Raw genomic sequence first — 22,692 nt, 5'->3', positions numbered from 1 at the left:
GGCTGGATTCAGTTGTTCAGATTGGTGGCAGGATGCCACAATGGCGCCTTTGTCGTGGCAGTCAAAGCAGGCGGATTTCATGAATGGCCTTGAGCGTGAGCAGGACCAGGATTGCTTTATCGAAGAGCAGGTGCGAACCGATCGTTTGCACCAGCTGTTTCGCCAGTCATTTGCCGCGATTTTCGGCAGTTTCTTCGCCGCGATCATGCTGTGCTGGCTGTGCTGGGATCGGTTCGATCATCAGGTCATCCTGATCTGGCTGGTCGCGCTGAGCGCGTCCTCGCTGCTGCGTATCCACTTGTTCATGGGCTGGTTTCGCTGTCCCCGTGCCGAACGCACGCCGGATCGCTGGGAACGGCGCTACTGGCTGACACTGATGCTGTCCGCCGGAATCTGGGGGTTGGGCGCGTTTGCAGTGATGCCCACCGATGACCGCGTGTCCCAGGTGCTGGTGATGCTGTTTACCGTGGGCATGTCGGTCAGTGCGGTGTCGTGTTACTCGGCATATCGCTACATGACCTTGATGTCCATGTCCCTGGTGTTGTTGCCGTGTACCTTGTGGCTGCTGTTCCAGCCGTCACCGATGCAAGTCGGGGTGGCGGCGGCGGTGTTGGTGTTTTCGACCTTTGTGGTCAGCGCCACGCGCAAACTCTCGGACGCCCTGGAAAAAGCCTTTCGCCTGACCCGGCAGATGGAGCGTGCCCACAATATTTCCGCCCGCGCCGCACAGACCGATGAGCTCACGGGCCTGATGAACCGCCGCGCCTTCTTTGAGCACGCCCAGTTGCTGTACGCGCAATGCCGGCGCAACCGGCAACCCTTGTGTGCGCTGATGATGGACATGGACCACTTCAAGGACATCAACGACACCTACGGCCATCAGGCCGGTGACGAGGTGTTGCGCCAGATCGGCGGGGTGATCAGCGCGTCATTTCGCCAGTCGGATGTGTACGGTCGGTTGGGCGGCGAAGAGTTTGGCGTATTGCTGCCCAACACTTCATTGGACACCGCGCGTGACATCGCCGAACAGCTGGTCAAGTCCATCTCCGGGCTGGCCGCCGAGCCGGTGCATGGCTTGACCGCCAGCCTGGGCGTGGCCTCGAGCCGCAACCTTGACCAGGACTTGCACAGCCTGATGAACACGGCCGACAAGGCGCTGTACCGCGCCAAGGCCGAGGGTCGCAACCGAGTCGCAGTGGCGGAGTAGGGCGTCAGTCGCGCTGCATGGCCTTGGCCAGGACCCGTGCCACCTGGTCGGCGGAATAGGGCTTGGCGAGGAACTCAAAGCCTTCGTAGCCGCTGTCGGCCAGCTCTTCACTGTAGCCGGAGGTGAGCACCACCGGCAGGTCCGGCCGCCGTTGGCGCAGAACTTTGGCCATTACCACGCCAGTCATGCCGGGCATCACCACATCCGAGAACACCCCGTCGAACGCCATCGCATTCGGGCCTGCCAAGGTGAGTGCCTGTTCGGCATGGGTGGCCCAGGTGGTCTGGTAGCCCAGGTCTTGCAGGATCTGGTTGGCGAAACGGCCGACTTCCAGGTTGTCCTCCACGATCAGGATATGGCGCTGCCTCGTGTCGGTGACCGGGGCCTGTTCGTGGGGTGACGGGGCAGGCGAGTCCGCCTCTGCGGCCACGGCGGGCAAGTACAGGGTAAAGCGCGTGCCCTGGCCCTGGGTGCTGGTCACATCGACGTTGCCGCCCGATTGTTTGGCGAAGCCGAACACTTGCGACAGGCCCAACCCGGTGCCTTTGCCGACGGCCTTGGTGGTGAAGAACGGCTCGAAGATACGTTCGAAGACGTCCGAGCCAATACCGGCGCCGGTGTCGCTCAGTGAAACCGTCACGAACGGCTGATGCAACCCGGCATCGCCACGAATGCGCGGTAGCGCGCTGACAGTCGACACGCGCAGGGTCAGGGTGCCTTGGCCGTCCATGGCGTCGCGGGCGTTGAGGGCCATGTTGATCAGCGCGGTTTCGAACTGGCTGGAGTCGACGCGCACATGGCACGGCTGTGCGGGCAGTTCCACCTGCACGTGGATGCGCGCACCCGTGAGACTTTCGAGCATCTCACCGATGTTTGCCACCCGCTGGCACGCGTCGAACACCTGCGGGTTCAGCGGTTGGCGCCTGGCGAAGGCGAGCAGTTGGCTGGTGAGCTTGCTGGCGCGCTCGACGGTGTCCGACACTGCCGCCATGTAGCGCTGGCGGCGCTCTTCGGACAGCCCCGGTTGGCGCAGGAAGTCCACCGAGGAGCGAATGATGGTCAGCAAGTTGTTGAAGTCGTGGGCCACGCCGCCGGTCAATTGGCCGATGGCTTCGAGTTTTTGCGATTGGTGCAGTGCGGCTTCGGCCTGGGTCAGGGCGAGGGTGCGCTCGGCGACCCGTTGCTCGAGCGTGGCATTGAGTTCTGAAAATGCCGCCAGCCCCTCGCGTACGGCCGCATCGGCGCGTACGCGCTCGATATGCGCCCACGAGCGCTCGGTGACTTCGCCCACCAGCGCCAGATCGTAGGGCGACCAGGTGCGCGGGGATTTGTGGTGCGCGGCCATCAGTGCTGTCAGCCGGCCTTCCTTGATCAGTGGGAAACACACCGTCGCGGTAGCCCCCAGGGCTTGGTAGCTGGCCGACTCCTCTGGCGGGAATTCGACCCGGTTGTCGCGGATCACCAACGGTTCACCGGCCCGCAGGCGGCGTACCGCCAGTTCGCCGAACGACGCCAGGCTGTAGCGCCCGACGATGCTCGGCGAGCCTGGAGCCGCCCAATTGCCGCGAATGGTGAAGCCATCCTCGTCAGCGTCCATGTCGGCATACGCGCAATTGGTGACTTGCAGGTGCTGCGCCAGCAAGCGCGTGGTGCTGGTCATGATGGCTTCGGCATCGGTGGCATTGGCCACGGCGTTGCCGATGGCATCGAGCATGGCCAGGCGACGGGTGAGAAACACGGTCGCGGTGGTTTCGGTGACGGTGTCGAGCATGCCGACCACGGCGCCGCGAGGGTCACGGATCGGGCTGTAGCAAAAGGTGAAATACGCCTGCTCGGGCCCGGCGCCGCGTTCGATCACCAGCGGGTAGTTTTCAATGTAGGTCGCATGCCCTTCAAAGGCCGCCTGGGCGATGGGGCTGATATCACGCCAGACTTCGCTCCACACTTCACTGAATGGGCGACCCAGGGCGTAGGGCTTGTCACCCAGGATCGGGATAAACGCATCGTTATAGAGCATGGTCAGCGACGGCCCCCACACGATGGCTTGGGGGAAGCTTGAGGCAAAGCACAGTGCGACGGTGGTCTTGAGTACGTCCGGCCATAGCTCAAGCGGGCCCAGCGGCGTACTGGCCCAGTCATACACGCGCACCTGCTCGGCCATGTCGCTGCTGCTTTGCAGCCAATTCATCATTGGGAGAACACCTTGTTTGCCGCAACCTTTTAGTGGCCTGGAGGGTCAGGCCAACAAGCTACAGACCGGAATCGCCGTTGGCAGTTCAGCGCTATTATCCACGTGATGGCAATTTGATGCTTGGTCCAAATGATTGCCCCTATTGGCTGCCGAATAACCCCGTCCAATAGATGCCTGCATCACTCTTCGGGTCCATGGCGTACGCCGCGCCCAGTTCGCGAAATTGCGGGTTCATCAGGTTGGCGCAATGCCCGGGGCTGGCGAGCCAGCCGTCTACCACTTTGCGCGGGGTGTCCAGACCGGCGGCGATGTTTTCACCGATGTTCTTTGCAATGTACCCAGCCAACTCGGCACGATCGCCCGGCGTGCGGCCGTCATGGTCGAGGTGGTCGAAGAAGTTGCCGTTGGCCATGTTGCGCGTGTGGCTGTTGGCAGCGCCGGCCAGGTCGTCGTTCCAGCTCAGCGGCGTGGTGGCGGTAAACGCTTGGGTGCCGCATTGGCGTGCCTGGGATCGGGCGGTGTTGATCAGGTTGAGCAGTTGCTTGCCTTCGGTCTGCCAGTCGCCAAGGCCGCTGGACAGCAGCGGGCGGGCGAGCACGATGCGCCAGTCCTGGCCGCTGTTGCTTACGCCGATGTCGACAAATTGCGGGTCCAGCACCACGCGGCAGAAGCTTTCGCGCACGGCCTTCATCGCCGACGTTGCATCCTTGGGACCGGACAGGCTGATGGCCTGCACGTTGACCATCGGATACGCCGCCCGCGCCAGGGCCTGTTGCAGGTCGCCGACGTTGCTGGCCGGCAACACCAGCCGCGTATCGCTGGTCAGCGGTGGCAGTTCCTGGGAACCCTGGTCACCGCAGCGCTGGAGCTGGCTGCGGTAGACGTTGATCTGTTGTATCAACTGACTTTCTTCATTCGCCATCGCGCTGGCGCAGAACACCGAACTGGCGGCCAGCGTCGTGAGACCCATCATCAATGACAGAACGCGCATGGACATTACCCTTGAGCTTGTAAAGTGCCCATGATGCGCGATGTGGGTGCGTCCATGCACCCGTTGGTCTGAACTTTTTCCTTCAGTTCTTGAATGTGGAGTGCTTGCGACCCTGGTCACACAGGGCGAATACCACCACCAGCAGCGCGGAAATCGCCAGGATGATCACCACGCCATCGGTGGAGTGGGTGGCTGATGCCGCCACCATCGACAACGCGCCCAGTGGGGCCAGCCCGCCGGCGATGGCGGTACCGATTTCGCGCCCAGTGCCAAAACCCGAGGAGCGGGTCTGGGTCGGAAACTGGCGGCTCAGGAACGAACCCTGCGGGGCAAACATCATGGGTGCAAGAATGCCGGTGCCAACGCCGATGGCGATGTAGATCATCAGGCTTTCGCCGGTGTTGAGCAGGGCCAGGAACGGGTAGGCGAACAGCAGCGAGCACAGCCCGCCGAGCATCAACACGGTCTTGCTGCTCCACTTGTCGCACAGCCAGCCAAAGCAGGGTACGGCGACAATCGCGATCAGGCTGGCGATGGTCACCGACAGCGAGGTGACGTGCACATCCACCCCTTTGAACTGGGTCAGGTAAGCCAGGGAGAAGGTCTTGAAGATGTAGCTCAGGGCGTTGTAGCCAATCGCCACGAAAAACACCACGGCCAGGCCCTTGAGGTCATTCTTGAACAGCGCCTTGAGTGGCGAGGCCTTGGCCTTGGTCGCTTCTTTGCTCAGTTGGTTGAACTGCGGGGTTTCCGGAATGCTGTTGCGCACCCACAGGCCGACGCCTACCAGCACGATGCTGCACACGAACGGGATGCGCCAGCCACCGGCCAGCAGGAACTCGTTGCCGTTGATGGTCAGCAGGTACACGGTCAGCGACGACAGCAACAGGCCCAGGTTGAGGCCCAGTGCCGGCCAGGCGCCCTGGCTGCCGCGTTTGCCTTGGGAGGCGTGCTCGTAGGACGTCACCGCCGCGCCCGACAGCTCGGCACCGGCGCCCAGGCCCTGGATGATGCGGATAAACACCAGCAGGATCGGCGCCCAGATGCCGATGGAGGCGTAGCTGGGGATCAGCCCGATCAGGGTGGTGCACACCCCCATCAGGCAGAAGGTCAGCACCAACACTTGCTTGCGGCCGAACTTGTCACCGAGGTAGCCGAACAGAATCCCGCCGAAGGGGCGCGCGATAAAACCGATGGCAAAGGTGGAAAAGGCCATCAGTGTGGCGGTCTTGGGGTCGCTGTTATCAAAGAAGATCTTCGAGAACACGATGGCCGCCATGGTGGCGTACAGGTAAAAGTCGTACCACTCCAGCATCGAACCGAAGATGGTCGCGGCGGCCACCTTGCGCAGGCGCTTGCGGGTTTGCTCGGGGGTTTCGGTGCCGGGAATCGGGGCAGTTACCGTCATGCTGTACTTCCTTCTGGGTCTTTGTAGTTATTGTCAAATGGACGCGTGGTACGGGGTGTTACTCGGGCTTGAACAGGCGGTCGGCGATCATCGCGCCGATGGGCATGGCGGACGTCGCGGCGGGTGAGGGCGCGTTGCACACGTGGAGCATTCGTGGGGTCTGGGCGAACAGGAAGTCGTGTACCAGGCTGCCGTCGCGCATCACCGCCTGGGCGCGGATACCCGCCTCGTAGGGCAGCAGGTCGTCGAGGGTCAGCGATGGGCAGTACTTGCGGCACTGCTCCAGGTAGCCGGACTTGAACAGCGAGTTCTTCATCTCGGTAGTGCCGGAGCCGAGGTTTTGCCAGATGGTTTTCCAGAAGCCGGGGAAGCTGGCGTACTGCGCCACGTCGCGCCAGTTCACCGAGAACTTGCGGTAGTTTTCGCGGCCCAGGCCAAGCACGGCATTTGGGCCGACGGTGACGCTGCCGTCGATCATGCGCGTGAGGTGTACGCCGAGAAACGGCAGCTCCGGGTCGGGAATCGGGTAGATCAGGTGGTTGACGATGTTGTTTTTCGTCGCTGGCAGGCGGAAGTACTCACCGCGAAACGGGATGATCTGGTGGTCGATCGGTATGCCGGCCAGCGTCGCCAGGCGGTCCGACTGCAAGCCCGCGCACACCACCAGGCGGCGGGCCTGCCAGCTTTCGCCACGGGTGTTGACGGTGACTTTGTCGGTGTCTTCATGGATCGCGGTGACGGTACGCTCCAGGCAGATCTCGCCGCCGTTGCTGCGGATCACCCGGGCCATGGTGTCGCAGACCTGGCGATAGTCGACGATGCCGGTGGCGTCGAGGAACAGCCCGCCGAGGCCGACGATGTTCGGTTCACGCTGGCGCAACTGGTCGGCGTCGAGGCGCTCGACCTTCATGCCATTGAGCTGGGAGCGTGCGTACAAGGCTTCCATGCGCTGCATTTCCAGGGGGCTGGAGGCCACCAGTAATTTGCCGCATACCTCGAACTTGATCCCGTGTTCAGTGCAGAACTGTTTGGTCTGCTCGGCGCCGCGCTTGCACAGGTCCGCCTTGAGGCTGCCCGGCGCGTAGTAGATGCCGGCGTGGATCACGCCGCTGTTGTGGCCGGTCTGGTGTTTGGCCAGCACGGGCTCTTTTTCCAGGATCACCAGCGAGGCACCGGGCTGGCGCTTGAGCAGTTCCATCGCCGTGGCCAGGCCGACGATGCCGCCGCCGATAATGCAATAGTCGTGAATCATGGGGTGGGCTACCTAAAGTTGCACATTTCGGTCTGCTTATCAGGTTGTCAGACTAATGTTTTTGTTAAAAAAATGGCGTGTCCAGGACACGCTACTTAAAGGATCAGTTTGTCTCGGGCAACTCCAGGCTCAGACGCCGTGCCGCTGCGCGCAGGTGGGCTTCAGCGCTGGCGGCGGCGCGTTGGGCGTCGCCATCGGCAATCGCCTGAAAGAGCTGCTGGTGCTCTTGGGTGGCGTCGGCAGAGCCGGTGGCGAAGCGTGATGCGGAGTTTTCCCAGGCGGTTTTGCGCGCGCTGGCCAATTGGCTCCTGAGAAAGTCGTGGAAGGCGACGAAGTATTCGTTTTTGCTGGCGTCGGCGATGGCGCGGTGGAATTCCACGTCGGCGATGGCGGCGGCTTCGAAGTTGTCGCGGTTGTCCTGCATGGCTTGCAAGGCACTTTTCATGCGGTGCAGGTCGGCCTCGTCACGGCGCTTTGCGGCAATCGAAGCGGCTTGGGTTTCGATCCACAGGCGCACTTCGAACATCTGCGCCAGGTCCGGGCTGCGGCCATTGGGCTGCGGGAACCGGAACACCGTGCCGGCAGGCGTCTGCGAGATAAACGAGCCCAGGCCCCGGCGGGCGGTGATGATGCCGTCGGCCTTGAGCTGGGCGATGGCTTCGCGCACCACCGAGCGGCTGACGTTGAGTTGTTCGGCCAGTTGCTGTTCGGTAGGCATGCGCGATTCCGGCGGCAATTGGCCGGAATCGATTTCTGCGCGAATCGCGCTGACAACCCGCACGACAAGCGAGTCGGGGCGCTGGAGCTCAAGCATGGGACAACCTTGGTAATCAGGTTGTCAGACAATAGTCGTTACGATTTTACCTTGTCAATATTTGTGTCGTATTCCTGCCGCCAGCAGGATCAGGCCCACCGCCACGCCAAAGGTGCTGTGCAGGCCAAAAGCTACGGCCTGCGGGGTGGCGCGGATCACATCCGGCGTGGCCCAGGCGAACACCGCACCCAGGCCCGAGGCGCCGACAATCAAGCCGATATTGCGCGACAGGTTCAGCAGCCCCGATACCGTGCCCCGGCGCGCGCCGTCCACATCGCGCATCACTGCGGTGTTATTGGCGGCCTGGAACAGGCTGTAACCCGTCGTTAGCAAGACCAGCGCGCCCAGGTAGGCCGGCAGCCCGGCGGCCAGCGCGAGTGACAGCGCCCCCACGGCCATGATGCCGAGCCCGGCGAGGGTCATGGGCGGGCTGCCGAAACGGTCGGTGAGGTGGCCCGCCGGTACGCCGGTGACGGCGGCGACACACGGCCCGACCGCCATCACCAGGCCCATCCAGCCCGGCGCGAGCCCCAGGCCACGGGACAAGTAGAACGGACCGACCACAAACGTCGCCATCATCACCGCGGATACCAGCGTGCTCCGCGCCAGGCCCGAACGCAGGCCGGGGGTTCCGAGTGCCGACCAGAATGGCCCGCCTGGACGTACCCCTTCCTTCATCGGTAGATACCGCCAGGCGAGCGCGGCCGCCAACAGGCCCAATGGCACGCCAAGCACAAACAGCGCGCGCCAGTTCCACAGGCTCAACAACACACCGCCGAGGCTGGGGCCCATGGCGGTGCCGACGGCCGAGAGCGTGCCGAGCAAACCCATCACCCGGCCGGTGCGTTCCTTGCTGACGGTGTCACCGACCATACCCAGGGTCATCGCCATCATGACCGCGGCGCCCAAGCCTTGCAGCACCCGCGCGGCGATCAGCCAGGGCAGGGTGGGCGCCATGCCGCAAAGCCCGCAGGCCGCCGCGAACACCAGCAAGCCAGCCAGCAACAGCCGCCCGCGCCCAAGTCGATCCCCCAGGCGCCCGGCACTGACAATCACCGCCGTGATCGCCAGCAGATACGCGATGACCACCCACTGCACTGCCTGGAACGACGCCTCGAACGCCTGCGCCAGGCTGGGCAGGCCGACATTGGCGATGCTGGTGCCAAGGGAGGCCAGCAACATGGACAGTGACAGGCTGAACAGCGCGCCGCGTGAAGAGGTCTGCATCCGGAATTCCTTGAGTGATCGCAACTGTTACAAATCTACGGCGTCGCCTAACATGGCGGAAGACGCATGGGTTGCACTGAATACCTGCGTCTAACGCCTGATAAGGAGCGCCGATGCCCGATCTGAATCTGTTGATCACCCTGGACGTGTTGCTCGCTGAAGGCAGCGTTGCCGGTGCAGCCAAGCGCCTGCGCCTGAGCCCCTCCGCCATGAGCCGTGCATTGGCGCGCCTGCGGGAAACCACCGGCGACCCGTTGCTGGTGCGCGCCGGGCGTGGCCTGGTGCCGACGCCGCGTGCGCTGCAGTTGCGCGAACAGGTCAGCCAACTGGTGCAGGACGCCCATGCCGTACTGCGGCCCTTGCAAAGCCTGGACTTGGCCTCTGTCGAGCGCACCTTTACCTTGCGCACCAGCGAGGAGTTCGTCGAAAACGTCGGCCCGGCGCTGCTCGCACGGATTGCCCGCGAGGCTCCCGGCGTGCGCCTGCGTTTCGTCAACAAGACCGACAAGGACAGTGCGTTGCTGCGCGAAGGCAGCGTCGACCTGGAAACCGGCGTGGTCGACCCCGCCGGCAGCCCGGAAGTGCTGACCCAGGCGTTGTTCCGCGACCGTTTGATTGGCGTGGTGCGCAGTGGGCATCCACTGAGCCAGGGCGACGTCAGCGTGCAGCGTTACGCCGAAGGCCAACATGTTTACGTCTCCCGTCGCGGACAGGACCGTGGGCAGATCGACGCTGCCCTCGAAGGCCTGGGCTTGGCCCGGCAGATCAGCACCATCGTTGCCGGTTTCGCCACCGCCATCGCCCTGGCCCGCAGCACCGATCTGATCGCCAGCGTGCCCGAGCGCTACACCCTGCACCAACGCCAAGGCTTGCACAGCTTTGCGCTGCCATTGAGCCTGCCGACGTTTACCGTGGCCATGCTCTGGCACCCGCGCCTGGACGCCGACCTGGCCCATCGCTGGTTGCGTGGATGTTTGCGTGAGGTGTGCGGACAGCAACAGGTATAATCGCCGCACCCCAACCCCAGGAATTTGCATGTTCAGCCTTACCCGCTACACCACGCCGTGCCCGGAGTCCATCAATGGCCAGATCCTGCAACTGGTGGTGGACAACCTCACCGACATCAGCAGCGTGGCACTGCCACCGAGCAACTTGCTCTACAACATCTACCAGTACGCCATCGGCTTTGAGGTGCACCTGTACCTGGAAGCCTTGAACGGTGCGAAGGGGATTGCGGTTGAACTGGTCGTGGCCACCGATGCCCAGGACCCGGAAAAGGTGATCGGCTTTGTGTTGTATTTGCCGGTCAAGGACGACCCCGAGGCGTGCGGCATTGCGTTCATGGCAGTGCGGCAGGGTTGCCGACGCCAAGGCGTGGCGCGCGGCATGGTGGGCGAGGTGCTTGCGCGCTATCCCCACGCCGAGCTGGCCTGCGCGGTGGAAAAGGTGCCGGCCTTCGAAGCCATGGGCTTCCAGGTGCGCGGCGCACGCGACACCCAGGTGCTGATGAATACCCGCGATTACGCGACCGACGGGCTGATGGGCGTGGTGGAAGTGGCGCCTATCTACAGCTCGCTTGAGGTGCGGCAGATTCACACCTACCTGCTGCAAAAACACGGCAAGCGCGCGATGGTCGATGCCGAGAAGCAGCGCGACCGTCACCTTGATCAACTGGCGCGCAAGGTGCAGGTGTTTTTGCGGGGGCGGGGCTGAAATAGCGCGCCGTTGTGTGAGATGTGTTGCCCGAGCCAACGCTTTCGCGGGCAAGCCCGCTCCCACATTTGATCGCGGTTGATGGAGAGTGAGTGTTCGGCTGGAGATCGTTCAGGCACTGCCAATCCCCTGTGGGAGATGTCGAGCTTCAGCGAGGCTTCGAAAGCGGCGGCACTGGCGATACAGATCGCCGATTCACCATCGCCATGATCGTCGCCAACAGCTCCTGCTGCGCCTCTTCCCGGCTGATTTCAGCACTGGCCGCCGCCTGGGACAGCGCTTCCGCCGCCCCCAGCATGGCGCGCAATCCGGCCTGGGACACACACCCGCCGGGCGCAAACGGCGACAGCGCGTCGCGGCATTTATCCAGAAAAATCGCCTCGTACTGGCGCTTGAGGCTTTCCAGCTCGGGTGAACTGCTCAGCGCGGCGATCACCCCTGGAATTTCGCGGCCCTGCAATAACACGCAATCGACGTAGGACGAGGCAATCACCCACGCGCGGTCCTCCAGTGTCGCGTTGCTCGCCTCGATAGCCTCGGCAAACAGCTGATTCTGGCGCCCATCAAAGTCTTCATACAGCGCGGCGAGCAACCCGGCGCGGGTGACAAAGTGGTCGTAGACCACCGGCTTGGTCACCCCCGCGAGTTCCGCGAGGCGGCCCAGGGTCAGGGCGTCGGTACCTTCATCGCGCACCAGTTGCCAGGCCACATCCAACAGTTGGCGCAGGCGATCTTCGCGCGACAGGCGGCGACGTGGGGCAGGGGATTCATGGCTTGACATGCTTATATACCAAAAGTAACTTACCAAAGGTAACTTAAGCCCAGCCTAAACCGAAATGGAGTCAATGTCATGCACGCTCTGATCGTTGTTGCCCATCACGACCCACAATCCCTCACCCATAGCATCGCTGTGCAAGCCGCAGCGGGGCTGACCGCCGCCGGTCACACCCATGAGATCGCCGACCTCGCCGCCGAGGGTTTCGACCCACGTTACGGTGCCGCCGACCAGCGCGTGCATCGCAGCCGCGCCGAGCCGCCTGCCGATGTGCTGGCCGAACAGGCGCGTATCGACCGTGCCGATGCGCTGATACTGGCGTTTCCGATCTACTGGTGGTCGCTGCCGGGCCTGCTCAAAGGCTGGATCGACCGCGTGTTCGTCAACGGCTGGGCGATTGATTACGGTCCGGATAAACCAGTGGTGAAAAAGCTGCGGCACTTGCACGTGCACTTGCTGGCCGTCGGTGCGGCGGATGAAAGCGCATTTGAGCGCCACGGTTACGCCAAGGCCATGCGCACGCAGATCGACCATGGGATTTTTGATTACTGCGGGGCGAAAGTGCTGACCTCTGTACTGATGCTGGAGTCGGAAAGCGGCACCGCGCAGGCGCACCTGAACACCGCCCGGGCGATCGGGCAGCGGCTGTTCCAAGGGGAAACCGTGGCGGGTTGATTCAACCTTCGCGAAACAGGTCGTGGGCGTCGAGCAGGCGGTAGGCAATCTCCGGGCGCTTCTCCAGGCCCCGGCGAATCGCTGCCGGAATCGCTTGCCGGGTCTTGCGGCACAGGCCCGGCAAGGCGTCGATCTCGATCTGAATCCCGCGCATGCTCCTGACTTCGGTGTGCCCCGGCGCGACCTGCACGCGGATGCCCAATTGCTGGTACATCAGCTGCTGCATGCGCTCCAGGTCTTGCAGGCTCTTGAGGTCTTCAAGGCGCTCGACCAGTTTCTTCTCTTCCTGGCGCGTGAGGTTGAGGATGCGCACATCGGCGCCAGGGCTTTGCAGCAGTTGTTCGCGGTCGCAGTCGCAAGCGCCGGGTGGGCAGGGTTGGCGAATATTCATGTGCTTGGCCTCCCCATTCCGACGCTGCCGGCTCAGTCGCTGAGCTGGACCCCAAGACTGCCCAGGGCCTTCCAGTAGTCAGGATAGGTCTTGGCCACGCAGTCGGGGTCCTGAATGCGGATGCCCGCGACTTTCAACCCGGCCAGGGCAAAACACATGGCGATGCGGTGGTCGGCGTGGGTGTCGATCAACGCATCGCACGAGGTACCGGCCAGTGCCGGATCGCTGGCTACGAGCAGGTCGTCGCCTTCGATGGTCGCCAGGCCCGGGCGGATCTCATTGAGGCCGTCATGCAGGGCTTGCACGCGGTCACATTCCTTGACGCGCAGGTTGGCCAGCTCGGTGAAGCGCACCGGGGTGTTGTTGAACGCTGCGAGTACCGCGAGGGTCGGGATCGCGTCCTGCATCTGCGAGCCGACCACCGTGGCCTGCATGTTTGGGAACTGGGCGATCACGGCCTGGGCCTTGGCGTCCGGTTGGGTGAAGTCCTGGGCGGCGACGCCGATGTCGATGCGCCCGCCAGTCAGCACTTCGGCGGCCCACAGGTAGGTGGCGGCGGACGCGTCCGGTTCGATCAGGTAATCGTGGGCGCTGTAGCCGGTCGCAGCCACGCGCCAGGTGGTGTCGTTGACTTCTTCGATCCGGGCGCCGAAGGCCCGCATGCAGTCGAGGGTCAGGTCGACGTAGCCACGGGCACCGATGTCCTTGCCGGTCAACGCCACTTCAATCGGGGCGTCGCCGCAGGCGGCGAGCATCAGCAGGGCCGAGACGTACTGGCTGGACAGGCCGCCGTCGATCTCGAAGCGCTTGGCCTGCACCTTACCCGCGCCGTGCACGGTCACTGGCGGGCAGCCGGTCGGGCTGTCGACCGCGATGCCGTTTGCGCGCAGGGTCGCCAGCAGCGGGCCGATCGGGCGTTTTTGCATGTAGTCGTCGCCGGTCAGCACCACGGTGCCTTCCACGGTGGCGACGGCGGCGCTCAGAAAGCGCATCGCGGTGCCGGCATTGCCGAGGAACAGCGGTTGCGTCGGCAGTTGCAGCTTGCCGGAGCTGGTGACGACAAAGGTGGTGTCGTCCGGCTCGTCGATGCTCACGCCCATCTGGCGCAGGGCCACCGACATATGGCGGGTGTCATCGCTCTTCAGCGCGCCGCTCAGGCGGCTGGTGCCCTTGGCCAGGGCCGCCAGCAACAGGGCGCGGTTGGTAATGGATTTGGAGCCGGGGGGCGCGACCTTGCCATTGAGGGGGAAATTGGGCGGTGTAACGGTCACGGTTTTCTGCGAACTCAAGGTACAAGGCTCCTGATGCAAGGCAAGGTGGTACGGAGTGGCCGACGGGCGGACCCGAATAATCGGCCAAACCCGCAGTGCTTGTCGAGGCTTAGCGCTGGCTGAGCCAGTAATCGTGCAGCGCCCGCGCCGCCGGTTCGATCTGGCTGACGCGTTGCTGGTGCGCTGCCACATCCAGGTCGGCCGGCAGTTCGAAATTGTCCTGTTCGGCGCACCAGGAGATTTTTTCCAATTCGGCGGCCTGTGGTGCTGGCAGCGCGGGCCAGTTGCCGATGGCTGCGCCACGGATATAACCAAAGCACCATTCCTCGGCGAGGGTCACCGTTTGCCCTTGGTGTTCGGTGTCGTCAAAGCGGGCCTTGAAGCCCGTCGCATCGGTCGCCAGCTGCCCGGCCAGGGTGTTTATGTGGCGTACGCACAGTTCAAGGAAGCGTTGCGCCTCGTCCATGTTGTCCCACGCGGGATTCTGGCCGCCCCAGATCGCGGGGAACCACTCGGCCACGTCCACCTGGGCCGGGCTCGACACCAGTGCCGTGAAGTAACCGTCCAGTTCGGCGAGGTTCAGCACCGAATGGTCGTCGCCGTACTTTTGCAGGGTGTCTTCGATAAAGTCGAATTCGGCCGGGGAGAGGGGTTGGGCGTGCATGGGCATATCCTTCAAACGTCGAGCGCCGCGGACGGGGCGGCTTAAAACGCGAAGGATGGCGTGTGTGCGGGGTTTTATCCAGCGTTTTCCCAGTCCCGCTTTTGGCCGATGCGCCGTTGTGCACCCTTGTTATAGTTCGGCCCTTATCACTCGCCAGTCAGGGATCACTGCCATGTCCGAATATCAAGCTTTCGTTGTCGAACTCAGCGGCAATGTTGCCCATGTGCAGATCAACCGCCCGGAAAAGATCAACGCGATGAACGCGGTGTTCTGGACCGAGATCATCGACATCTTCCAGTGGATCGAAGACACCGACGCGGTACGCGCCGTGGTACTGAGCGGTGCCGGCAAGCATTTCTCCTCGGGGATCGACTTGATGATGCTGGCCTCGGTGGCCAACGAGTTCGGTAAGGACGTGGGCCGCAATGCGCGTCTGCTGCGGCGCAAGATCCTCGAACTGCAAGCCTCGTTCAACGCCGTCGACAACTGCCGCAAACCCGTGCTGGCGGCGATCCAGGGTTACTGCATCGGCGGCGCCATCGACCTGATCAGCGCCTGCGACATGCGCTACGCCGCCGAGGGCGCGCAATTTTCGATCAAGGAAATCGACATCGGCATGGCCGCCGACGTCGGCACCCTGCAACGCTTGCCGCGCATTATCGGCGACGGCATGTTGCGTGAGCTGGCCTACACTGGGCGCCAGTTCGGCGCCGAAGAGGCGCGCAGCATCGGCCTGGTCAACCGCGTTTACGCCGATCAGGAAAGCCTGCTGGCCGGTGTGATGGAGATCGCCCGTGAAATCGCCGCTAAGTCGCCGATTGCGGTGACCGGCACCAAAGCCATGATCAGCTACATGCGTGACCATACAGTCAATGATGGCTTGGAATACGTTGCCACCTGGAACGCGGCTATGTTGCAATCCAACGACCTGCGCGTGGCCATCGCGGCCCATATGAGCAAGCAGAAACCCGAATTCGTGGATTGACTGACATGACCCCAGGCTGGATTACCACCACACTGCTGGACAACGACACCCCTGGCGGCTGGGCCGTCGCCCGCAGCCGCGAGGGCTTTTTGCATGACAGCAATGGCCCGCTGTTCCCCCGGGAATGGCTCAAGCGCCAGGATGTGTCGGTGTTTGCCGAACACGGCATCGGCCACCTCGACGGCGAGCCGGTGTACCTGCTGGAACTCAACGCCCCCGTCGACGTGCCGGGGTGCAGTTGGCAGGGCCTGCGCGGCTTTATGCTGCAAGGTGATCACAGGCTGTACAAAGTGCTGGGCTACGCCGCGCAGATCGGCACCTGGGCGCGGGAACACCGGTTTTGCGGGAGTTGCGGCCAGGCCATGGCCCAGGTGCCACGGGAGCGGGCGATGTTCTGCCAGGCTTGCGACCTGCGCAGCTACCCACGGATTTCGCCGAGCATGATCGTGCTGGTGACCCGTGGCGACGAGATCCTGCTGGCGCGTTCGCCGCGCTTCGTCAGTGGTGTCTACAGCACCCTGGCGGGCTTTGCCGAGCCGGGTGAGTCGGCCGAAGACTGCCTGATCCGCGAGGTGCGCGAGGAAGTGCAGGTGGAGGTCAAGAACATCCAGTACATGGGCAGCCAGTGCTGGCCGTTCCCCCATTCGATGATGCTGGGCTTTCATGCCGAATACGCCGGTGGCGACATCGTGCCCCAAGCCGACGAGATCGAAGATGCGCAATGGTTCAATATCCATAACCTGCCGCCGTTGCCGGCGTCACGTTCGATTGCGCGCTACCTGATCGACCTCTACCTGGCGCGGCGCTTAGGCCACGCTGAACCAGTGCTGCCAGGCTAGGCGCACGGTCAGGCCCAGGACCACGGTGATAAACACCGGGCGAATGAATTTGGCGCCGCCGCTGATCGCGCTGCGAGCGCCAAAGAATGCGCCGAACATCACGCAGATGCCCATGGTCAGGCCGACGATCCAGTCCACCGTGCCGTTGAAGATAAACACCGAGAGTGCCGCCGCGTTGCTGACGAAGTTCATGCTGCGCGCCACGCCGCTGGCCTTCACCAGGTCGACGGGGTACATCAGCAGGGTGCTGACGGTCCAGAACGCGCCGGTGCCGGGGCCGGCCACGCCGTCGTAGAAGCCCAGGCCGAAACCCTGGGTGGATTGCCACTTCTTCTTTATCGGTGCGTCGGCTTCCAGCGGCGCCTTGGGCGTGCCGCCGAACAATAGGTACAGGCCACAACCGAAGACGATCACCGGCAGCATCTTGTTCAGGGTTTCGGCTGGCAGGTAGTGGGCGACCACCGCGCCGGTCAGTGCGCCGATGAAGGTGCCGACAATGGCGTGTACCCAATGGCGCGGGTGAAACAGCTTACGGCGGTAGAAGGTAAAGCTGGCGGTAGCCGAGCCGAAGGTGGAACTGAGCTTGTTGGTGCCCAGTACCAGATGCGGTGGCATGCCCGCGGTGAGCAGGGCCGGGGTAGTGAGCAGGCCGCCGCCGCCAGCGATGGCGTCGATAAAACCGGCGACGAAGGCCACGGCGGCGAGAATGGCGAGGGTGGTGAGGTCAACGCTGAGTTCGAAGGGCATGGACAGGGCTTATGGTTGGCAAGGCGCTATGCGGAAGGCCGCCATCTTACTGCCAGATGTACACAGAACCAAATGTGGGAGCGGGCTTGCTCGCGAAGGCGGTGTGTCAGTCACTAAGTTTTTGACTGAACTACCGCATTCGCGAGCAAGCCCGCTCCCACATGTTTAACAGCGATCAGCCGTGACGTTTATCCAACCATTCCAAGGCCGTGCGCCAGATACAAATCCCCAGAAAGTACGCCGACATCAGCGACCACAACCCAAACGTCCACGGGTTGGTGTTCGGATAATCCACCACCATCAAGAAGCTGCACAGCAACCAGATGGTGGTCACTGCGATATTGATCGGCATGAACCGCTTCACGCGGAACGGGTGCAAGAACTTCATCGGCGTCACGGTCAGCAGGGCCAGGCCGATCACCGTGAGCAAGGTGACCCAGGCATCCGGCTGGATGATGTACACACACAGCGCCACCACGTTCCAGGCGGCGGGGAAGCCGACGAAGTAGTTGTCCTTGCTCTTCATGTTGACGTTGCAGAAGCAGAACAACGACGACACCAGGATCACCGACACGGTGAACAGGTGGGTAAAGTCCGGCAGGTCGATATAGCGGTAGATAAACAGCGCGGGGATGAACACGTAGGTGAGGTAATCGATCACCAGGTCCAGCACCGAGCCGTCAAAGCTCGGCAACACCGTGCTGACATTGACCCTGCGCGCCAGGGAACCGTCGACGCCATCGACCACCAGCGCCAGGCCCAGCCACAGCAGGCAGGCCTTGGGGGAATTTTCCAGCAGCGCCAGGGTGGCCAGAAAAGCCAGTACCACGCCGGTGGCGGTAAAGCCGTGGGCGCCCCAGGCTTTGAGTCTGGCTACATGCAGGGTCGTTATCACGGGCGGTTCTCCAAAAGGTGAAACGGGGCAGCCGACAGCGAAGCGCGGTCGAGTCTGGCCAGGGAATGCAGGTATCGACCGGGAAGGGGGGGATAAGGTTCACCACCCCGGCGTTAGAGTTAAGCGTAGCAAGCGCTGGCCGTTTCGGCATCAACCCTGGCGGAACACCAGCGCCTTGAGACCACTTTGCGCGTCAATATCCGGAAATTCCGGCGGGTTTTCCAGGCGTTCGACAAATCGCAGCCCCGGTGCCTCACGGGTCACACCGTCGATCAGGAAGTCTTCGCCGAAGGCCGGGTCGTTCATGCACGCCAGCACCGTACCCTGGGCTGTGAGCAAGTCCGGCAGGCGGCGCAGCACGCGTTGGTAGTCCTTGGTCAGCAGGAAACTGCCTTTCTGGAACGACGGCGGATCGATGATCACCAAGTCATAGGGGCCACTGTTGGTGACCTTGGCCCAGGACTTGAACAGATCGTGGCCCAGGAACGTGACCTGGCTCAGGTCATGACCGTTCAGGCGATGGTTGTCACGGCCACGGCTGAGGGCGCCACGGGCCATGTCCAGGTTCACCACATGGTCGGCGCCGCCTTCGATGGCGGCCACGGAGAAGCCGCAGGTGTAGGCAAACAGGTTGAGGATGCGCTGGCCCTTGGCGTGTTCGCGCACCCAATTGCGGCCGTAGCGCATGTCGAGGAACAGCCCGCTGTTCTGCTTTTTACCCAGGTCGATCAAATAACGCAGGCCGCCTTCGGTGATGGTCAACTCGTCGATGGGGCTGCCCACCAGCCATTCGGTGGTGCTTTGCGGCAGGTAGCGGTGTTGCAGCGCCACGGTGTAGGCACTCAACTGCGTTCGCAGCAACTGTTTCAGGGCTTCCAACTGGGCCGGTTCCGGCTCCTTGAACAATGCGACCAGTATCACGCCTTGCAGCCAGTCCACCGTCAGTTGCTCCAGGCCCGGCCAGCAGCGCCCGCGGCCGTGGAACAGGCGCCGGGTTTCGTCTGGTGGGGTCGCCAAGGCGTCGAGCAGGTGGGCGTGCAGGGTAGCGAGTGCGTCTGGGTTCATCATTAAACGTCAGTCATTGAGCGGGCGGCATTTTAAACACAATGGCGAGGTTCCGGGGGGGTTGAGCACATCGTGCTGGGGAAAATCGCAATACCAGTGATTCATGCTCAAGATTCAGAATTTTACGCCTGAGAACAGACAAAAAATCCTTGGGCGTCGACATAAACTGGAAAAAAAGGCCTGGAGATGCCCATGAACGGTTTCGCGAGCGCAGTCAATCACACCGCCCTGGATCAGCAAGAGTTGGACGAGTGGCGCGACGCCCTGGCGTCGTTGGTGGCCAACGCCGGTCCTGCGCGGGCCCGGCAGATCCTCGACCAACTGGCCCAGGACGCCAGCGCTGCGCACATCGACTGGAAACCGCGCCACGGCACGCCCTACGTCAACAGCATCAGCGTCGAGCAGCAGCCGGCGTTTCCCGGCGACCTGGCCACCGAAGAACGCCTGGCCTCGCTGGTCCGCTGGAACGCCCTGGCCATGGTGGTCCGCGCCAACCAGGCGTATGGCGAGTTGGGGGGGCATATCGCCAGCTATGCCAGTGCGGCGGATTTGTTCGAAGTGGGATTCAACCATTTCTTTCGCGCTCGCCGTGACGGGTTTGGCGGCGACCTGGTGTTCTATCAACCCCATTCCGCGCCTGGTATCTACGCCCGCGCCTTCCTTGAAGGGCGCCTCAGCGAGCAAGACCTGGCCCATTATCGCCAGGAAATCGGCGGGCCCAAGGCTGGCGCACGTGGCCTGTCCAGCTACCCGCACCCGTGGCTGATGCCTGACTTCTGGCAGTTCCCCACTGGTTCCATGGGGATCGGCCCGATCAGCTCGATTTTCCAGGCGCGTTTCATGCGTTACCTGCAACACCGTAACCTGCTGGACACCACTGACCGCCACGTCTGGGGGGTGTTCGGCGACGGTGAGATGGACGAACCGGAAAGCATGTCGGCCCTGACCCTGGCCGCGCGCGAAGGCCTGGACAACCTGACCTGGGTGGTCAACTGCAACCTGCAGCGCCTTGACGGCCCGGTGCGCGGCAACGGGCGGATCATCGACGAACTGGAGGCGTTGTTCGCCGGCGCCGGGTGGAACGTGATCAAGCTGGTGTGGGGCTCGGATTGGGACCCCTTGCTGGCCAAGGACCACGACGGCGCGCTGGTGAACACCTTGGCGCAAACCGTCGACGGTCAATTGCAGACCTTCGCCGCCAAGGACGGCGCCTTCAATCGCGAGCACTTCTTCGGTCAGAGTGAAGCCCTGGCCAAACTCGTGGAAGGCATGAGCGACGAACAGATCGACCGCCTCAAGCGCGGCGGCCATGACATGGTCAAGATCCATGCGGCCTACCATGCCGCGCGCCGGGTCAAAGGCAAGCCCACGGTGATCCTCGCCCAGACCAAGAAGGGCTTTGGCATGGGTGAAGCAGGGCAGGGCAAGATGACCACCCACCAGCAGAAGAAGCTGGACCGCGACGCGTTGCTTGCTTTCCGCAATCGCTTTCAACTGCCCCTGAGCGATGCGCAGACCGAATCCCTGAGCTTCTTCAAGCCCGCCGACGACAGCCCGGAAATGCGCTACCTGCACCAGCGCCGCCAGGCGCTCGGCGGTTATGTGCCGAGCCGCAGCCCGCTTGCCGCGCCGCTCAGCGTGCCGCCGCTGGCGGGCTACGCCGGGTTTGCCACGGCGGCCGATGGCAAGGAAATGTCCACCACCATGGCCTGCGTACGCATGCTGACCAACCTGCTCAAGGACAAGGCCCTGGGGCCGCGCATTGTGCCGATTGTCGCCGATGAGGCGCGCACCTTCGGCATGGCCAACCTGTTCAAGCAAATCGGCATCTACTCCAGCGTCGGCCAGCGTTATGAGCCGGAAGACATCGGTTCGATCCTCAGCTACCGCGAAGCCACCGACGGGCAGATCCTCGAAGAGGGCATCAGCGAAGCCAGCGCCATCAGCTCCTGGGTCGCTGCGGCCACCAGCTATTCGGTGTATGGCCTGCGCATGCTGCCGTTCTACATCTATTACTCGATGTTCGGCTTCCAGCGCGTCGGCGACCTGATCTGGGCCGCCGCCGACCAGCGTGCCCGTGGCTTCCTGCTCGGCGCTACGGCCGGGCGCACTACCTTGGGGGGTGAAGGCTTGCAGCATCAGGACGGCAGCAGCCATCTCATGGCGGCCACCGTGCCCAATTGCCGCGCCTACGATCCGGCGTTCGCCGGGGAATTCGCGGTGATCCTCGACCACGGCATGCGCCAGATGCTGGAGCACGAGGTGGACGAGTTCTACTACGTGACGCTGATGAACGAAAACTACCCGCAGCCGAGCCTGCCGCAAGGGGTTGAAGCAGCGATCATCAAGGGCATGTACCGTCTGGAAGGCACGGTTGGCGCCCAGGTGCGGTTACTGGGTTCGGGCACGCTGGTGCGCGAAGCCCAGGCGGCGGCGCAGCTATTGGCCGATGATTGGCAAGTGACGAGCGAGGTGTTTAGCGTCACCAGTTACAGCGAACTGGCGCGGGACGCGCGGGAGGTGGAACGCTGGAATCGGTTGCATCCCCAGGCGACAGCGCGGGTAAGCCATGTGAATGCCTGCTTGCCCCACGGCGCGCCGGTCATCGCGGTTTCTGACTATGTGCGGGCGGTGCCGCAGATGATCGCTTCGTACCTGGACAGTCGCTACACCGTGCTGGGTACCGACGGATTTGGGCGCAGTGATACGCGGGCGGCGTTGCGCGACTTTTTTGAGGTGGATCGATATCACATCGTGCTGGCGGCGTTGACGGCATTGGACGCGCAGATGGGTCAGCAGGCGATTGAGAAATACGGTTTGCAGACGGAACGTGCGGCGTCCTGGATCTCCTGACAGGCGCAAATCAAAATGTGGGAGCGGGCTTGCTCGCGAAAGCGCTGTGTCAGGCAATGCATGTGCTGACTGATGCACCGCCTTCGCGAGCAAGCCCGCTCCCACATGGGTTTTGTGCTGGTCTTTAGAGGGTAGCTATCAGGGCCGGCCCAAATGCTTCCTTCAGAAACCCTGGGGCGATATAGCGCTCGTAGTGCGCTTCGGACAGCAGGAAAAACTCCCGATCAATCGCATCACGCAAATCCGCCAGCTGGCGCTCGCGAAACTCCGGTTGCAGGACCAGCCCATACGCATCCAGCCGGGAAATCACCCGCGCCCCCCGGGCAATCAACTGGTACGCCCAGCAATACGGCGACTGATGCGGCACAAAGCGGATCTTGCGGCTTTCCAGTTGCTGGCGCAGCAGGTGCGGATCAAACACTTCCAGCTTGCTGGCCATCACCTGCACCAGCAGCTGTTCCAGACGCAGCCACACCGCCTGTTTTTCCTCGGCGTTGTAACCGTTCCACTGGATCACTTCGTGGTGATAACGCTTGCAGCCCCGGCAGACGAGGTCCCCGTAGACGGTGGAGCACAGGCCGATGCACGGGGTCTTGATGGTTTGGTTGGGCATAAGTCGCTTGCTTGCAAAATCCAGAGAACACCGAAAACCAATAATGTAGATGCGGGCTCGCCACAGCAAACCCGCTCCCACATTTTTAGTCCCAGCTCAACGCGCCGCCGGTTTGG

21 protein-coding genes are annotated in these 22,692 nt (G+C 63.1%); 7 read left to right on the top strand and 14 right to left on the bottom strand.

From position 1 onward, the window contains the following. Window positions 1–40 precede the first annotated feature (40 nt). Window positions 41–1,207, top strand: coding sequence for a GGDEF domain-containing protein (locus LIY36_RS21740; RefSeq protein ID WP_226457106.1), 1,167 nt, complete (start codon window positions 41–43; stop codon window positions 1,205–1,207). Window positions 1,208–1,211: 4 nt separating this feature from the next. On the opposite strand, the gene LIY36_RS21735 is transcribed toward LIY36_RS21740, so the two are convergent. From LIY36_RS21735 to LIY36_RS21710, 6 genes are all read right to left on the bottom strand, one after another. Then, the gene (locus tag LIY36_RS21735) at window positions 1,212–3,398 is read right to left on the bottom strand and encodes an ATP-binding protein (RefSeq protein WP_226457105.1); all 2,187 of its coding nucleotides are present in this window, start codon (window positions 3,396–3,398) and stop codon (window positions 1,212–1,214) included. Between the two features lie 139 nt (window positions 3,399–3,537). Beyond that, window positions 3,538–4,389 carry a CAP domain-containing protein gene (locus LIY36_RS21730; protein ID WP_226457104.1) on the bottom strand — a complete coding sequence of 284 codons (852 nt, stop codon included), beginning with the start codon at window positions 4,387–4,389 and terminating at the stop codon, window positions 3,538–3,540. 82 nt (window positions 4,390–4,471) lie between these two features. Then, complete coding sequence (locus LIY36_RS21725) at window positions 4,472–5,797, bottom strand: MFS transporter (protein ID WP_192299597.1); 1,326 nt, start codon at window positions 5,795–5,797, stop codon at window positions 4,472–4,474. Window positions 5,798–5,855: 58 nt separating this feature from the next. Beyond that, window positions 5,856–7,049, bottom strand: coding sequence for an L-2-hydroxyglutarate oxidase (gene lhgO / locus LIY36_RS21720; protein WP_226457103.1), 1,194 nt, complete (start codon window positions 7,047–7,049; stop codon window positions 5,856–5,858). Between the two features lie 103 nt (window positions 7,050–7,152). Next, window positions 7,153–7,863 (bottom strand): FadR/GntR family transcriptional regulator, encoded by a 711-nt coding sequence (locus LIY36_RS21715; protein WP_192299595.1) that lies wholly within the window; start codon window positions 7,861–7,863, stop codon window positions 7,153–7,155. 54 nt (window positions 7,864–7,917) lie between these two features. After that, entirely contained in the window at window positions 7,918–9,090 is a 1,173-nt protein-coding gene (locus tag LIY36_RS21710; RefSeq protein WP_226457102.1) for an MFS transporter, read from the bottom strand. 113 nt (window positions 9,091–9,203) lie between these two features. On the opposite strand from LIY36_RS21710, the gene LIY36_RS21705 reads away from it, so the two are divergent. Then, entirely contained in the window at window positions 9,204–10,097 is an 894-nt protein-coding gene (locus LIY36_RS21705; RefSeq protein WP_226457101.1) for a LysR family transcriptional regulator, read from the top strand. Between the two features lie 28 nt (window positions 10,098–10,125). Next, on the top strand, window positions 10,126–10,803 hold the full coding sequence (locus LIY36_RS21700) for a GNAT family N-acetyltransferase (RefSeq protein ID WP_226457100.1): 678 nt from the start codon (window positions 10,126–10,128) through the stop codon (window positions 10,801–10,803). Window positions 10,804–10,951: 148 nt separating this feature from the next. On the opposite strand, the gene LIY36_RS21695 is transcribed toward LIY36_RS21700, so the two are convergent. Then, entirely contained in the window at window positions 10,952–11,584 is a 633-nt protein-coding gene (locus LIY36_RS21695) for a TetR/AcrR family transcriptional regulator (RefSeq protein ID WP_226457099.1), read from the bottom strand. Between the two features lie 69 nt (window positions 11,585–11,653). Here LIY36_RS21695 and LIY36_RS21690 point away from each other — a divergent pair, with 69 nt between their 5' ends. Beyond that, window positions 11,654–12,253, top strand: coding sequence for an NAD(P)H-dependent oxidoreductase (locus LIY36_RS21690; RefSeq protein WP_226457098.1), 600 nt, complete (start codon window positions 11,654–11,656; stop codon window positions 12,251–12,253). A gap of 1 nt (window position 12,254) precedes the next feature. Here LIY36_RS21690 and LIY36_RS21685 read toward each other — a convergent pair whose 3' ends face one another. From LIY36_RS21685 to LIY36_RS21675, 3 genes are all read right to left on the bottom strand, one after another. Beyond that, window positions 12,255–12,644 carry a hypothetical protein gene (locus LIY36_RS21685; protein ID WP_192299589.1) on the bottom strand — a complete coding sequence of 130 codons (390 nt, stop codon included), beginning with the start codon at window positions 12,642–12,644 and terminating at the stop codon, window positions 12,255–12,257. A gap of 32 nt (window positions 12,645–12,676) precedes the next feature. Next, window positions 12,677–13,933 carry a 3-phosphoshikimate 1-carboxyvinyltransferase gene (locus tag LIY36_RS21680; RefSeq protein ID WP_226457097.1) on the bottom strand — a complete coding sequence of 419 codons (1,257 nt, stop codon included), beginning with the start codon at window positions 13,931–13,933 and terminating at the stop codon, window positions 12,677–12,679. A gap of 91 nt (window positions 13,934–14,024) precedes the next feature. Next, window positions 14,025–14,579 (bottom strand): UPF0149 family protein, encoded by a 555-nt coding sequence (locus tag LIY36_RS21675; protein ID WP_192299587.1) that lies wholly within the window; start codon window positions 14,577–14,579, stop codon window positions 14,025–14,027. Between the two features lie 172 nt (window positions 14,580–14,751). Here LIY36_RS21675 and LIY36_RS21670 point away from each other — a divergent pair, with 172 nt between their 5' ends. Next, window positions 14,752–15,564 (top strand): crotonase/enoyl-CoA hydratase family protein, encoded by an 813-nt coding sequence (locus LIY36_RS21670; RefSeq protein ID WP_226457096.1) that lies wholly within the window; start codon window positions 14,752–14,754, stop codon window positions 15,562–15,564. A 5-nt stretch (window positions 15,565–15,569) separates the two neighbouring features. Beyond that, window positions 15,570–16,403, top strand: coding sequence for an NAD(+) diphosphatase (gene nudC / locus LIY36_RS21665; RefSeq protein WP_226457095.1), 834 nt, complete (start codon window positions 15,570–15,572; stop codon window positions 16,401–16,403). On the opposite strand, the gene LIY36_RS21660 is transcribed toward nudC, so the two are convergent. From LIY36_RS21660 to LIY36_RS21650, 3 genes are all read right to left on the bottom strand, one after another. Continuing rightward, window positions 16,371–17,150: a TSUP family transporter gene (locus LIY36_RS21660; RefSeq protein WP_226457094.1), complete on the bottom strand. Its 780-nt coding sequence runs from the start codon at window positions 17,148–17,150 to the stop codon at window positions 16,371–16,373. The genes nudC and LIY36_RS21660 overlap by 33 nt on opposite strands. 175 nt (window positions 17,151–17,325) lie before the next feature. Further along, the gene (gene pcsA, locus LIY36_RS21655; protein WP_192299583.1) at window positions 17,326–18,045 is read right to left on the bottom strand and encodes a phosphatidylcholine synthase; all 720 of its coding nucleotides are present in this window, start codon (window positions 18,043–18,045) and stop codon (window positions 17,326–17,328) included. Between the two features lie 150 nt (window positions 18,046–18,195). Continuing rightward, complete coding sequence (locus LIY36_RS21650; RefSeq protein WP_226457166.1) at window positions 18,196–19,110, bottom strand: class I SAM-dependent methyltransferase; 915 nt, start codon at window positions 19,108–19,110, stop codon at window positions 18,196–18,198. Window positions 19,111–19,302: 192 nt separating this feature from the next. Between LIY36_RS21650 and mdeB the strand changes: the two genes are divergently transcribed. Next, on the top strand, window positions 19,303–21,963 hold the full coding sequence (gene mdeB / locus LIY36_RS21645) for an alpha-ketoglutarate dehydrogenase (RefSeq protein ID WP_226457093.1): 2,661 nt from the start codon (window positions 19,303–19,305) through the stop codon (window positions 21,961–21,963). A 124-nt stretch (window positions 21,964–22,087) separates the two neighbouring features. Here the strand turns inward: mdeB and LIY36_RS21640 are convergent, their stop codons facing one another. After that, a complete protein-coding gene (locus LIY36_RS21640; protein ID WP_226457092.1) occupies window positions 22,088–22,576 on the bottom strand; it encodes a DUF1289 domain-containing protein in 489 nt (162 codons plus the stop codon). Between the last annotated feature and the right edge of the window lie 116 nt (window positions 22,577–22,692).

The organism is Pseudomonas sp. AF03-9 (assembly GCF_020515815.1).
Classification (GTDB): domain Bacteria; phylum Pseudomonadota; class Gammaproteobacteria; order Pseudomonadales; family Pseudomonadaceae; genus Aquipseudomonas.
This window is presented reverse-complemented; position numbering and strand designations above follow the sequence as displayed.

What these genes read in the sequence shown, in the direction of transcription:
- LIY36_RS21740 (WP_226457106.1), top strand. Translation starts at nt 41, where the DNA reads ATGGCGCCTTTGTCGTGGCAGTCAAAGCAGGCGGATTTCATGAATGGC.
- LIY36_RS21735 (WP_226457105.1), bottom strand. Translation starts at nt 3,398, where the DNA reads ATGATGAATTGGCTGCAAAGCAGCAGCGACATGGCCGAGCAGGTGCGC.
- LIY36_RS21730 (WP_226457104.1), bottom strand. Translation starts at nt 4,389, where the DNA reads ATGCGCGTTCTGTCATTGATGATGGGTCTCACGACGCTGGCCGCCAGT.
- LIY36_RS21725 (WP_192299597.1), bottom strand. Translation starts at nt 5,797, where the DNA reads ATGACGGTAACTGCCCCGATTCCCGGCACCGAAACCCCCGAGCAAACC.
- lhgO (WP_226457103.1), bottom strand. Translation starts at nt 7,049, where the DNA reads ATGATTCACGACTATTGCATTATCGGCGGCGGCATCGTCGGCCTGGCC.
- LIY36_RS21715 (WP_192299595.1), bottom strand. Translation starts at nt 7,863, where the DNA reads ATGCTTGAGCTCCAGCGCCCCGACTCGCTTGTCGTGCGGGTTGTCAGC.
- LIY36_RS21710 (WP_226457102.1), bottom strand. Translation starts at nt 9,090, where the DNA reads ATGCAGACCTCTTCACGCGGCGCGCTGTTCAGCCTGTCACTGTCCATG.
- LIY36_RS21705 (WP_226457101.1), top strand. Translation starts at nt 9,204, where the DNA reads ATGCCCGATCTGAATCTGTTGATCACCCTGGACGTGTTGCTCGCTGAA.
- LIY36_RS21700 (WP_226457100.1), top strand. Translation starts at nt 10,126, where the DNA reads ATGTTCAGCCTTACCCGCTACACCACGCCGTGCCCGGAGTCCATCAAT.
- LIY36_RS21695 (WP_226457099.1), bottom strand. Translation starts at nt 11,584, where the DNA reads ATGTCAAGCCATGAATCCCCTGCCCCACGTCGCCGCCTGTCGCGCGAA.
- LIY36_RS21690 (WP_226457098.1), top strand. Translation starts at nt 11,654, where the DNA reads ATGCACGCTCTGATCGTTGTTGCCCATCACGACCCACAATCCCTCACC.
- LIY36_RS21685 (WP_192299589.1), bottom strand. Translation starts at nt 12,644, where the DNA reads ATGAATATTCGCCAACCCTGCCCACCCGGCGCTTGCGACTGCGACCGC.
- LIY36_RS21675 (WP_192299587.1), bottom strand. Translation starts at nt 14,579, where the DNA reads ATGCACGCCCAACCCCTCTCCCCGGCCGAATTCGACTTTATCGAAGAC.
- LIY36_RS21670 (WP_226457096.1), top strand. Translation starts at nt 14,752, where the DNA reads ATGTCCGAATATCAAGCTTTCGTTGTCGAACTCAGCGGCAATGTTGCC.
- nudC (WP_226457095.1), top strand. Translation starts at nt 15,570, where the DNA reads ATGACCCCAGGCTGGATTACCACCACACTGCTGGACAACGACACCCCT.
- LIY36_RS21660 (WP_226457094.1), bottom strand. Translation starts at nt 17,150, where the DNA reads ATGCCCTTCGAACTCAGCGTTGACCTCACCACCCTCGCCATTCTCGCC.
- LIY36_RS21650 (WP_226457166.1), bottom strand. Translation starts at nt 19,110, where the DNA reads ATGAACCCAGACGCACTCGCTACCCTGCACGCCCACCTGCTCGACGCC.
- mdeB (WP_226457093.1), top strand. Translation starts at nt 19,303, where the DNA reads ATGAACGGTTTCGCGAGCGCAGTCAATCACACCGCCCTGGATCAGCAA.
- LIY36_RS21640 (WP_226457092.1), bottom strand. Translation starts at nt 22,576, where the DNA reads ATGCCCAACCAAACCATCAAGACCCCGTGCATCGGCCTGTGCTCCACC.